This is a genomic window from Aquimarina agarilytica ZC1 (assembly GCF_000255455.1).
GTDB classification, from domain to species: Bacteria; Bacteroidota; Bacteroidia; order Flavobacteriales; family Flavobacteriaceae; genus Aquimarina; species Aquimarina agarilytica.
Genome location: NZ_JH621248.1, coordinates 115094 through 127683, shown reverse-complemented (window position 1 = coordinate 127683; position 12590 = coordinate 115094). Strand labels below are relative to the sequence as shown.

The window sequence follows — 12590 nt, the reverse complement described above, 5'->3', positions numbered from 1 at the left end:
ATGGTATGAATTATCTCTGAGTGGGGATAACCACAAATTTTTGAACCGATTGTTTTTGGTTATTGGTAAATAAACCAATAAAGTAACTACCCACGGGTAATTGAGAAATGCTGATATTTTTACGCTGACCGCTGGATACTAGAGCTCCTTGAGCATCATAGATGATCCAATTTTCAAAACTCCCCGAAATATTTAATACATTACTAGTGGGATTAGGATACACAGTAATTGGATTTTCGGTAGTTTTTGTTAAAGTATTAATTTCTTTTGCACCAAGCGCATTCCCTTCAATAAAAATAGTATTATTTGCATTGGCAAATCCAGTATTATTATCCACAGACATGAATACTAACAGTAATAATTGATGACCATTGGGTAATTGTTTTCTGTTTGGAATTGGGCTACCATCTGTAAAAGTGGAAGGAATAATGTAATTATGGATAACAGCAGCTGTATTAGCTGCATTATTCCCGGCAATGGTTTCAAAGGCACTGGTGTTTATGATAGTCCCTTGTGCATCAATTTGTCTTACCTGTAGGGCGGCGTAATAAAAATCTTCTTCATTAGTAGAAGTTTTTCCTGTATTGTACGAAACTTTAATGGGGACTTCTTGTCCAAAATTAAATACAGGAGCCGTTTCGCCAAGTGGAATAAGTGCATCTCTGTTGTCAAAAGAAATACTACGCACTCTATTAGGATTGTTGTCTGTTAAAACAATAGTTTCTGTAGTGCTTTCAAATAAAGTAGCATCCTCGGTTGACATGGATAGCAAAAGCAATAATTGATGACCAGGTAATAGTTCTGAACTGGTTGGAATTTTTGTGCCATCGGTAAATGTAAAAGGAATTTTATAATCAACAGTAACTGTAGCGGCATTTGCTCCCGCGTTTGGCACCACTAATTTAAAGTCGCTGGTGTGAATATCTTCGCCTAAATTACCCACTTCTCTTACTTGTACGGCTACATAAGTTAAATCTTCTTCTACACCATTTGTAATGGCAGAACTGTATGAAATATTTAAAGGTAAGACTTGCCTAATATTTGCTACAGGATTAATTTCTCCAGCAGGGACAAATGCATTTCGGTTAGTTAATGAGATAGCTCTTTTACGGGTGGTATTAAAAGCAACCGGACCATTAGCATTAGCAAATCCACTATCATTATTCACAGACATAAATACTAATAATAACAATTGGTGACCATTTGGAAGCTCACGAGTTGAGGGTATTTTTGAACCATCGGCAAAATTAAAAGGAACCTTGTAATTATAAGTTAATGTACCAATATTTGCTTCATTACCAGGAATAGCGACTTCAAAATCACTAGTGTTTATGGGATTACCTGCGGCATTAATTTGTCGTATTTGCACGGCTACATAATTTAAATCTTCGACAGTTCCATTTTGAATACCTGTAGCATAGGATATGGTTAAAGGAATGGTTTCACCCGAGTTTATTGATGGTAGAACACTCCCTTGTGGAGTTAACTGTGGTTTACTATCAAGGCTAACCGATCGGGTTCTATTTCGAGGCGATCCTGCATTGTTGGTTGCAGGCACAATTTGCCATTCGGCATTGTTACCTAAATTAGCCACACTTCGGGTACCGTCGTTATTTCCTACTTTACCAAATATTAAATTGATTTGGCTGCCATTAGTAGCAAGTGCTGTTTGCCTTTCGTTTCCTCCGGCAAATACCCTAAAATAATCCCCTCTTTTAAATAAGGTCCAAAAAGGTTTTGGAGTAGTATTGGTTGTACTTGTTGTAAAAGGCTCTAGAGTTTGCGGGGTATTGTTAAATAAATTGAATTCGGTATAGATATCAATAGTTTGTAAATACTGTCCGTTTTCAACATTTTGAATACTGTAAGTGTATGGCGATAAGGATTGGATATTCCATTTAGTGCTATTATCAGTTCCTATGGAACCACTCACACTATTGCTTCCTTTTTTGATTCCTAACTTTCGTTGAGTATCTCTATTAATAATTTCATATACACCATTAGGGAAAAATGCAGGTGGAGGGTCTAATCGATATACCGTTCTTCTTCCAGAGTTAAAATTACTAAGATTATTGTTAGCCCCACGCGTAGGGATAGCTATAGTTAGTCGTCCATTTTGAGCATTACCTAGTCCATTGTTTCCAGTAATGGTGATATTGTTTGAAAGTAGCTCGGCAGGAATAGGTTCAATACCTCTATTTTCGTAAAAAGTAAGATCAATAGCATTATTATTTGTGGTGTTGGCACGACTAAAATTGTTGTTGGTAATCTTTAGGTTTTGAGGTGCATAAGCAGAAATGAAAAAAGCATACCTCCCTAGTATAGTGTTACGCGTAATATTGATATGACTTACCCTTTGTAATTCCCTGTCCAAAACAATGATTTTACTCTGGGCATTGTTACAATCAAAGTTATTGTTGTTGATGGTTACATCATATGAAAATTCTTCAATATGAATCATGTCTACTAAACCCCTGTTATCGTCAAAGGTTGAATTTTCAATAGTCATGCCATGGCATCTAGAAAGTGCAATACCTGTATCTTCGAAACGACAATTTCTAACCAAAGTAGTATTAAGGTCCCAAATTACAGGATAATCAGTATTACCTGCATCTAATGATATCCCACGATCGTCAAATTTAATATTTGAATCAGGTTTAAAGAAACAGTTATTAAATGTTATTCTTTCGGTATGATCGGATTTTCCTTTTCGGTCTAACCAATATCCAATTCTTCTAAAATTAATAAAAGAAACATTATTCAATTGGGCTCCTATACCATTACCAGCTCCAATAGGGTATGCCGTACCACTCAACGTAACATTATTAAATACTAGTCCGGTATAGTGCTTTTGTGTAACGGCGTTAGGGTTTGTGACTAAGTATGATGGATGTCGGGTGTCAATTAAAATATCAAACTCTTCGCCACGACCAGCTTCTTTTTTAATTTCAATATTTGAAAAGCTCACATTATTTGATCGAATAAGGATATTTCCGTTTAAAAACTGAGTACGAATACCCGACGATCCTACGTTAAAACGATTAAAATTAGTTCCAGGATTACGCCCTTGAATTGCAATTTCTTTATTAATAATTACAGGAAGGGTATCACTATTTAGGTCATAGCTTGAACTTCTAAATACTAATGTAGCGCCACTGGGGGCATCATTAATTGCTTGTTGAATTTTGTTAAGGATGTTTCCATTATTTCCATAACGATTGTCAAAATCAATAGTTTGGGCATTAGCACCAAGGTATCCAAAAAGGGATAGAAAAACAATAAGTAATTTTTGAAGATTTAATTTTAAATGCATTTTTTCTTTTTTATGAAAAACAAAAGGAGCACACAAACACTAAGTAAATAAAGAGTATAGGTAATGAGAATTACATGGAGCTACAATTAGTTTTTTCTATTTTTTTGATAAACATAATAAGTAATTCATTGAATTTCATAGGTTTTTCTGATTTCGCACACTAATAATTACTCACTGGTTTTTAATCGAAAAAAATTATTAATTAATCTTTTTTAATTACAATTAAATATTATAATTGATTTAATTGTAGTTATTTACAGTATAATGACTCTTTAAAAAAAGGACTACAGCAATAACAAAATCCATTTATATTTGTAGTATGGACTTCGATATTTCGCGAAAAATAATACATGTGGATATGGATGCTTTTTATGCTTCGGTGGAACAATTGGATGACCCAAGCTTAAAAGGCAAGGCTATTGCTGTAGGCGGGAGTAGTGACCGAGGAGTGATTAGTGCAGCAAGTTATGAAGCACGTAAATTTGGGGTACGTAGTGCCATGAGTAGTACGGTGGCACGTAAGTTATGTCCGGAACTTATTTTTGTGAAGCATCATTTTGAGCGTTACAAAGAGGTATCACAACAAGTCCGAGCTATTTTTTTTGAATATACCGATCTGGTTGAACCCTTATCATTAGATGAGGCCTATTTGGATGTGACCGAAAATAAAAAAGGAAATCCGAGCGCCAGCTTAATAGCCGAAGAGATACGCGCAAAAATTTTAGAAAAAACAGGATTAACCGCTTCGGCAGGAATTTCGATTAATAAGTTTATTGCCAAAGTAGCAAGCGATTATAACAAGCCTAATGGGCAAAAAACGGTAATTCCAGGAGAAGTACTTGACTTTTTAGAAAACTTAGATATCAAAAAGTTTTATGGCGTAGGAAAGGTGACCCAAAAAAAGATGTATGCGCTAGGAATTTATACAGGAGCAGATTTAAAAACAAAAACGGAAGCCTATTTAACCCAAAATTTTGGAAAGTCGGGAGCACATTATTTTAGAATTGTGCGAGGTATTCATAACAGTCCCGTTAAACCCCACCGCACCCGAAAATCTATTGGAGCGGAGCGTACATTTAATGAGAATTTAGCTTCGGAAATATATATGGAAGCGCGATTAAAAGAGTTGTCAGATGAGTTAGAACGTCGACTTTTAAAAAGTAAAGTGGCCGGAAAAACAATTACATTGAAAATTAAATACAGTGATTTTACACTGCATACGCGTTCCAAAACCTTATCCTATTATATAAGTGATGCGAGTCTACTTTTTGAAGTAGCCAAGGAGTTATTATACCAACAAAAAATGGAGAATTCCGTACGTTTATTGGGCTTGTCACTACATAACTTAAATAATACTAAAAAGGTAAAGGAAGTTCCTAAAAATGTTGATGTACAACTAGAGTTTAAGTTTTAGCAAGCTACTGGGATAAATTCGGATAAAAGCAGTTCAAAATCTTTTCTAATTATAGGTTTGGCCAAAAAGGCATTGCAACCTAATTGTTGCGCTTTTAACCTGTGATCTTTTGAACAATGAGCGGTTTGGATTATGATAGGAATATTTGGGAATTTTTCCTTTAAAATTTTTGAGGCATCAAAACCATTCATAATAGGCATTTCAATATCCATTAAAATTAAATCGGTATGTTGATTGCAAAACTCAATGGCTTGTTGTCCATTGACAGCATGTTGGATGTTCAAAGGAGATTTTATGATACGTTGCAATAATCGTTGTAATAAAACAAAGTTTAATTGTTCATCTTCGGATATGATAATATTTAGGGGTTTAAACATATTTAGGGGGGTGTTGGTAAAAAATAAAAATAGTTAAAATCATGCAAATACTCAAACGTTAGAGTGGTATTTTATGGGAATTAATGTATAACAACTTGCTATTGTCAAGTAATTCAGTGGGATATGATTACGAATTTTAGGATTTATTGGAAGCTTATTGTATTTAATTATGAGTTGTTTTTAAAGGAATGATTCGTGGGTATTTCTACATAAAAAGTGGTGCCTTTTTCTATTTCGGATGCAACAGAGATACTTCCTTTAAAAGTATGCGCTAGTTTTTGAGAAATTGAAAGTCCAATACCCGTGCCTCGGTATAATTTTTCAGTATTATTCCCTGCTTTTAAAAATGGATTAAAAATAACCTCAAGGTCTTTTTCTGCAATACCAATACCAGTATCTTTTACATAAAAGGTGATTTTTTTGGAGTCTTCAGAAAGATTGAATCCAAATGAGATACTTCCTTTTTCGGTAAATTTAAAAGCATTGTTTAATAAATTCGAAAGTATTTGTTTAAGCCTTATAGGGTCGGTAGTTATAATAGTGTTTTTTTGGTTTTCGTTATAAATAAAGTCGAGTTTAAGGGTCTGGGTTTCTTTTTGTTTATAGATGGTTTCTATTTCACTTAAAAAATTAAAGATGTTGGTTTCACTTAATTGTAAATCAATTCCTTGGGCGTCCAGTATGGATATGTCTAGAATATCATCAATAAGTACAAGTAAGCTATCACAACTACTGTTAATAATTTCAGTAAATTCAGCACGTTCTTCTTTGGTAATGTCTTCTTCATTCAACAAATTAGAAAACCCATAAATAGCATTCATAGGAGTTCTAATTTCGTGACTCATATTTGCTATAAATGCCGATTTTAGTCGGTCAGATTCTTCGGCTTTTAGTTTTGCTTTGTTAAGTTCATTAGTACGTCCTTCAACAAGTTTTTCTAAATGATTTCTGTGATCAGATAGTTCTTTATTTTGTTTATTAATTTCATTGGTTCTAATAGCAACCTGTTTTTTAAGAAGGCGTTCTTGTTTTTTGTAAAAGCTAAGACGCACAAAATAGAATATTAAAGGCAATGTTAACAGAAACATGGCCAAGACTGTTTTAAATAAATCAGTTTTATACCAAGGAGCACTAATGGTTATACTAAGTTTTTTGGGTAACTCAGACCATTTTCCATCGTTATTTGATCCCAGTACTTTAAATTGATAATTACCTGGTTTCACATTGGTATAGGTAGCGGCAAGTGATGTGCCTGCATCAACCCAAACTTTGTCATAGCCTTCTAATTTATAACGGTAATTGTTTTTTTCGGGATGCAAATAATTTAACCCCGTATAGGAAATCACAAAGCTTGATTGTTTGTGCGTGAGTTGTATTTCTTTTTCGTTGTTAGGATTTTCTAAAATGGATTGGTATTTATTATTTTCATTTGGAGTCGAATGTAAAACGGCAAATGAGGTAATGGCTAATGAAGGGGATTTTTCATTGACCTTAAGTTCGTTGGGATTAAAATAATTGAGTCCATTGGAGGTGCCAAAATATAAAACTCCTTTTTTATTGATATAAGCGGCCTCTTTTTTGAATTCGTTAGACGAAAAACCATCTTGTTTCGTGTATTTTGTAATAAGGTTTTTTTTCTCATTAATTTTAAAAATACCATTATTGGTCGAAGCCCATAGAATACCATTTGTATCTTGAATGAGTGCTTTGATGGATAAATTGGTAAGTTCCTTATATTTAGTATAGGCAATGTATTTTTCAGTTTTTCGATCAAATTGAAAAACACCAATATTTGTACCAATCCAAATAGTATTTGAAGTATCCGAAAGGGAACACATAAATAGGATAGGTTCAATACTTTGATGGGTGTTAAAAGGAAACTCTTGAAATGTGTTTTGATCGGGTTTAAAAAAAATAATCGAATGATAGGTGTTTAATAAAAGTTCCCCGTTTTGAGTTTCTTGAATATGGGTAATATCTCTAATGGGTGAGCCATCTTCGTATTTTAGTATGTGGGTATAACTTTTAAAACTATCGGTGTTATAATTGTATTGATACAAGCCTCCTCCGTTGGTTCCAATCCATAGCCTATTTTTTGAATCTTCGGCAATAGCCAGTACATGATCACTATGAATATCACCATCATTAGGTGAGGCCAAGTAGCGTTTAAAATTATCTTTTTCGTAATTGTATAAATTTAAACAACCATCCCACGTACCAATCCATAAATTGCCTTTGGAGTCTTTGTAAATTTTATGAACAGGATCCCTGCTTAAGCTATTTTTGTCGCTGGCATTGTAGGTGTAGTGTTGTATGGTATTCGTTTCTTTGTCAAGTTTAGAAACTCCTCCTTCGGTACCAATCCAAAGGAATTTTTCTTCTTCAACAATTTCATTAACCAGATTATTTTCTATGGGAGTTTGAAGCGAGTTTCGATCAATGGTATATATTTTTTTCTCACGCTTACTGGTATAGTTTAGTCCACCACCAAAAGTACCCACCCAAATATCACCCGAATTATCTTCCAGAATACTAAAAATGGAATTATCACTAATACTTTCGGGATTTGTAATTTGATATTTGAATATCGTAGACTTATGATTGTCGGTTAAATCTATTTTTTCTAGCCCTTGATTGGATGCTCTACCAACCCATAACTGATTGTACTTATCCGCATGTAAATGTAAAATGGTACCATCACTATATTTTTTAAATTTTTTATTGCCTTCCTTTGGGTTGTAATAAAAAAGGCCATCTTGCCCAAAGCCTACCCAAATCATACCCGATTGATCTTCGGTTATGGCTAAAATATCATGTTTTGTTTGGGGGTTTAAGTTTTGAAAATGACTAAACTTTTCAAATTTTTGGTTGTTTGGGGTGTATTTAAAAACACATCCGGTAGAGGTAAACCAAAGATTACTTTCCGAGTCTTTAAATATTTTATAAAAAGGTTTTCTATAAGCACTATGCCTAGGATTTTTGCTAAAATTTATGGAGGTACTATCAATAGTATTTAATCGAATTAAACCCGATTGACTTGTGAGCCAAGTGGTAGTTTCATTTTCGGTAAATACATCTCTGTAATTTAATTTTGGACTGGCTTTATACAGTGTTAATTGATTGTTTTTAAAAATGTATAATCCACTTGATGTCGCAGTCCAGAGTTCATTTTTTTGTTTTTGAGCAATACTGTTAAAAGCAATATTCCCTAGGGTATTGTCATATTCATTTTTTGGACGGTAGGTTTTACATTGGTATCCATCAAACCTGTTAAGTCCATCACCGGTACCTATCCAAATAAAGCCTAAATCATCTTGAAAAACACTATAGACCCAATTACTGGAAAGCCCATAGTTTTGCCCTATTCGTTTAAATTTATAGGACGTGTTTTCTTGAGCGTTACTCAGTGTAATGCCTAATAGACAATAAATACAAAAATTTATAAAATTATTGTATTTATTTGATAATGTGTTTGTTATGTTTTTTTGTAGGAAAATCATAAGTATTGTGCATCACAAAATAGAAAAATAATACCTAATAGTCATAAAATAAGTGTGTTATTGTTTGTATTTTGTTGTAGCCGTATTGGTTTATTATTAAAAAAAATCTGAGTATGCCTCTAATTTTAGTTAAAAAATGTCTTTTTCTTGGTAGCACTTTTTTAGTAATAAATTTATGTTTTTCGCAGCAAGTAAGTGTTGCTGTTGATTTAAGTACGAAGCATCAAGTGGCTGAGGTTTCATTATTTAATAGGAAGAAATTTATAAATCTTCATGCCACACTTACCGAACAGGACTGGAATGGGGAAGAAGATAAATTAGCTTACATGCTACAAGACTTAGATGTTTATTTAGGAAGAGATAATGGGAGCATGAAATGGTATATGAATCAAGCCGTAGAAGATAAAAAACGTAAAGGCTTTGTTGATCCTAATTACATCATTTCAAAAGGAAAATACCAGAGAGAAAAAATATACGGGCAAAAAATGAGTGATAGGCATCACTATGATACTCATTTGGACTTGGTTATTGGGGGTCAGGTACATCCTTTTTGGTTTGGAGAGCGTACAAAACCTTATCAAGGTCATTTAGGATGGAAAATTAAAGGAGCAAAAGCCTCGGGCGATTTTATGGGGCGTTTTTTAAAAGAATTCTACAGAGATATTGATCAACCTGTTAGTAAAGGGCAGCCCAGACCAAAATATATTGAAATACTTAATGAGCCTTTATATGAGCTGGTAACCACAGGAAATCACTCGCCTTTAGAAATTTTCAAATTCCATAATGAGGCTGCAAAAGGGATACGCGCTAATTTTAAAGATGTAATGATAGGCGGATACACCGCTGCATTTCCCATTTTTGAAGAAAATAATTTTAAACGTTGGCACCAACGAATGAAGTTGTTTTATGATACTAGTGGGGATTATATGGATTTTATTTCGGTGCATTTGTATGATTTTAACAAGCATCATTTCAATAATGGGAAGGCTTTTCATGGGCCTATAAATCATAAGGGGAGTCGGGTTGAAGCTACGCTAGATATGATGGAGCACTATAGCTATTTAAAATTTGGACAAGTCAAACCATTTATGATATCTGAATACGGGGGCAGAGATCATTCCTTGGAATGGAAACCCTGATCTGCCCTACGCGATTGGCAATTTTTAAAATCATTAAGTCCTTTAATGATGTCGTTTATGCAACGACCTAATAACATTTTAAAAAGCATCCCTTTTGTAGTTAATAAAGCAGAATGGGGAAGGAAAAAAGTACCTTATGCCTGGCGTTTACTACGTCAGGCAAAGGAGAATGGACGGACAAAAGGCAAAAAAGGAGAAAAATGGGTATTTACGGAATTGGTTAAGTTTTATGAGTTATGGTCGGATGTGAATGGAATTCGGGCTAAAACTAAGGCTTTTAATCCCGATATATTGGTGGACACTTACGTGGAAGGAAAAAAAGCTTATGTGATTTTAAGTAATCTAAATATGAAGGATGAAAAAGTGGCTTTAAATATACTGGGGGTTAATGGGAATAAAATCAAATCCATCACCGCCAAACATTTATATGCAGATGAAGATGGACCGATTTTGGAACATAATAGATTTAAGTCCAAAGAAGAGCGGCTTTCATTTGTATTAGGAGCAGAGGCAACAGCCATAATTGAATATTTGTTTGAAGCCGAAATAAATATGGATCATTTACTTCAGGAAACAAAGCATTACGCAACTACCTATTTAAAGGAAATTGAAGCAAACGTACCTAGTGAATTTGAATTTGAAAAGCTGCCATTGACAACCAAAAATGAGGCCGTACTTAGGATTGGTATAGGTAGAGATCATGGGAAGTTATTAACACCTACTATAAAGGTTAATGGAAAAATATTTGATATTACTGGTAACTACCGTGGTGATGATCAACATATACGGGATCAATTTTTTGGGTTATTGGAAGTGTTAATTCCTCAGCATGTATTGCAAAGTGAAAATAGTGTAAGTATCACGTTTCCCGATTCAGGGGGGCACATTAGTAGTGTTTCCATGCAATTGTTTACTCACATCAACTAGTGCAATTAACTTTCTGGAGCCGTATAGGTAACAAAATCTATACCTATCCCATTCGGGTCTTGTATAGCAAAATGGCGCTCACCCCAGTCTTCATCTCTAATTGAAACTTTGATATCGGCGTTTTTCTGTAGTAAATCAGCATAAACTTTGTCTACATTAGCTACTTCGATAGTTAGGTACATCCCTTTACCTTCAAACTCTTGATGGAAAATAGGTTGCTGTGTAGGGTGGTTGGGGAGTAAAAAACTTAAGCTATCCTTTCCGTTCGGAGTTTGTAACAATAAGTAGAATTCATTTTCAAATTTAATTTTGAAACCTAATAAATTAGTGTAAAAATCTTTTGTTTCGTTTAGCTTTTTAGTTAAAATACCAGCATTTAATCTCATAATTAAAAAATAATAGTTAGTAATTTAAACTCATTGTTCAATAATCAACTGTCCTACTTTATTGAACCGAGATTAATTAGATATAAATATCTGTTTTTTAGTCCAAAATAGGTGCTAGAATTTTGTTAAGAAGTTTTAAATATGATTAATAGTTTGATTTTTTGTAAGTTAACTAATGGGTTTGCTGGAATAAGCAAATGATGTTTTTATTAGTACAGTAATCAATATGCTGCTAAAAAAGGGTTATACAGTGTAATAATTAATCAATATAATTAAACAAATAGGAGTTGGTTCATAGTAACTTGCACTGTTATTAGTAGTAAAAAGAATAAAAACGAACTCATGATTGCAAAAGCAGCTATAACGGACGGAAAAGGAACATTTAGCCTACAGGATATTGAGGTAAGTATGCCGGAAGGAGACGAAGTGCTTGTTAAAATACAAGCGGCAGGTTTGTGTCATACAGATCATGATTCATTACATTGGGGTAGGCCAGTAATATTAGGGCATGAAGGAGCGGGAGTAGTTGAAGCAGTTGGTGAACTGGTTAAAAGCGTAAAGCCAGGGGATAAAGTGATTTTAAATTGGGCTATTCCTTGTGGTACTTGTTTTCAATGTCAAGAACAAAACCAACATATATGTGAAAATAATTCCCCTGTAGTTGCTGGTGATGCTTTACCCGACGGGGAAGTATCTACAGGACATGCAGCATTGGAGCGCTCGCAGTATAATGGTAAAGGAATTGAACGTTCTTTTAACATAGGTACACTTTCAACACATACGGTGGTTAAAGAACAAGCCGTAGTAAAGTATACTACAGCTATTCCATACAGTTCTGCCTCTATAATCGGTTGTGGTGTAATGACAGGTTATGGGTCGGCAGTGAATACAGCCAAAGTAACTCCAGGTGCAACAGTGGCTGTTATTGGTAATGGTGGAGTTGGTTTAAATGTAATTCAAGGAGCTCGAATATCGGGAGCAGCTAAAATTGTAGCTATTGATACCAATCCAACACGTTTGGAAATGGCAAAACAATTTGGTGCGACACATACAATTTTGGCAGATAAAAATGATAAAGGACTTAAAAAAGCTACCGAACAAGTAAAAGAATTAGTCGGTAATGGAGGTGCCGATTTCGCTTTTGAATGTACAGCGATACCAGCTTTAGGAGCAGCGCCATTAGGTATGGTACGTAATGCCGGAACAGCGGTACAAGTAAGTGGTATTGAAGAAGAAGTATTGATTGACATGCAATTGTTTGAGTGGGATAAAATTTATATAAACCCCCTTTACGGGAAGTGTCGACCACAAATTGATTTTCCAATTCTTTTAAATTTATATGAAAAAGGAGATCTGTTGCTGGATGAAATGGTAACCACCATATATAAGTTTGAAAACCTAGAACAAGCTTTTGCAGACATGTTAGCAGGGAAAAATGCCAAAGGAGTGATTGTTTTTGATGCTTAAATTTTTGTAATTTTTTTGAATTAATGATTCGAAATGTATAATAAACCAACGTAAAACTAATTGTTTT

Annotated in this window: 8 protein-coding genes; 4 read left to right on the top strand and 4 right to left on the bottom strand. The window is 34.1% G+C overall.

Annotated elements, in window-relative coordinates; translation table 11 throughout:
- Positions 1-10: 10 nt before the first annotated feature.
- Positions 11-3313 carry a T9SS type A sorting domain-containing protein gene (locus KQA_RS19450; protein WP_010177749.1) on the bottom strand — a complete coding sequence of 1101 codons (3303 nt, stop codon included), beginning with the start codon at positions 3311-3313 and terminating at the stop codon, positions 11-13.
- A gap of 319 nt (positions 3314-3632) precedes the next feature.
- Between KQA_RS19450 and dinB the strand changes: the two genes are divergently transcribed.
- A complete protein-coding gene (dinB, locus tag KQA_RS0202515) occupies positions 3633-4727 on the top strand; it encodes a DNA polymerase IV (protein ID WP_010177747.1) in 1095 nt (364 codons plus the stop codon).
- Here dinB and KQA_RS18380 read toward each other — a convergent pair.
- Both KQA_RS18380 and KQA_RS0202505 read right to left on the bottom strand, forming a co-directional pair.
- Positions 4724-5104 (bottom strand): response regulator, encoded by a 381-nt coding sequence (locus KQA_RS18380; protein ID WP_010177745.1) that lies wholly within the window; start codon positions 5102-5104, stop codon positions 4724-4726. The genes dinB and KQA_RS18380 overlap by 4 nt on opposite strands.
- A 167-nt stretch (positions 5105-5271) precedes the next feature.
- A complete protein-coding gene (locus KQA_RS0202505; protein WP_010177743.1) occupies positions 5272-8604 on the bottom strand; it encodes a hybrid sensor histidine kinase/response regulator in 3333 nt (1110 codons plus the stop codon).
- 113 nt (positions 8605-8717) lie between these two features.
- Between KQA_RS0202505 and KQA_RS19445 the strand changes: the two genes are divergently transcribed.
- Both KQA_RS19445 and KQA_RS19440 read left to right on the top strand, forming a co-directional pair.
- Entirely contained in the window at positions 8718-9743 is a 1026-nt protein-coding gene (locus KQA_RS19445; RefSeq protein WP_050858517.1) for a hypothetical protein, read from the top strand.
- A 57-nt stretch (positions 9744-9800) separates the two neighbouring features.
- The gene (locus tag KQA_RS19440; RefSeq protein WP_050858516.1) at positions 9801-10670 is read left to right on the top strand and encodes a hypothetical protein; all 870 of its coding nucleotides are present in this window, start codon (positions 9801-9803) and stop codon (positions 10668-10670) included.
- Positions 10671-10675: 5 nt separating this feature from the next.
- On the opposite strand, the gene KQA_RS0202495 is transcribed toward KQA_RS19440, so the two are convergent.
- Positions 10676-11056: a VOC family protein gene (locus KQA_RS0202495; RefSeq protein ID WP_010177741.1), complete on the bottom strand. Its 381-nt coding sequence runs from the start codon at positions 11054-11056 to the stop codon at positions 10676-10678.
- A 342-nt stretch (positions 11057-11398) separates the two neighbouring features.
- Between KQA_RS0202495 and KQA_RS0202490 the strand changes: the two genes are divergently transcribed.
- Positions 11399-12523: a Zn-dependent alcohol dehydrogenase gene (locus KQA_RS0202490; protein WP_010177739.1), complete on the top strand. Its 1125-nt coding sequence runs from the start codon at positions 11399-11401 to the stop codon at positions 12521-12523.
- Positions 12524-12590 lie beyond the last annotated feature (67 nt).

Excerpts from the sequence above, each read along its gene's own strand:
- KQA_RS19450 (WP_010177749.1), bottom strand. The coding sequence starts at position 3,313 with ATGCATTTAAAATTAAATCTTCAAAAATTACTTATTGTTTTTCTATCC.
- dinB (WP_010177747.1), top strand. The coding sequence starts at position 3,633 with ATGGACTTCGATATTTCGCGAAAAATAATACATGTGGATATGGATGCT.
- KQA_RS18380 (WP_010177745.1), bottom strand. The coding sequence starts at position 5,104 with ATGTTTAAACCCCTAAATATTATCATATCCGAAGATGAACAATTAAAC.
- KQA_RS0202505 (WP_010177743.1), bottom strand. The coding sequence starts at position 8,604 with ATGATTTTCCTACAAAAAAACATAACAAACACATTATCAAATAAATAC.
- KQA_RS19445 (WP_050858517.1), top strand. The coding sequence starts at position 8,718 with ATGCCTCTAATTTTAGTTAAAAAATGTCTTTTTCTTGGTAGCACTTTT.
- KQA_RS19440 (WP_050858516.1), top strand. The coding sequence starts at position 9,801 with ATGCAACGACCTAATAACATTTTAAAAAGCATCCCTTTTGTAGTTAAT.
- KQA_RS0202495 (WP_010177741.1), bottom strand. The coding sequence starts at position 11,056 with ATGAGATTAAATGCTGGTATTTTAACTAAAAAGCTAAACGAAACAAAA.
- KQA_RS0202490 (WP_010177739.1), top strand. The coding sequence starts at position 11,399 with ATGATTGCAAAAGCAGCTATAACGGACGGAAAAGGAACATTTAGCCTA.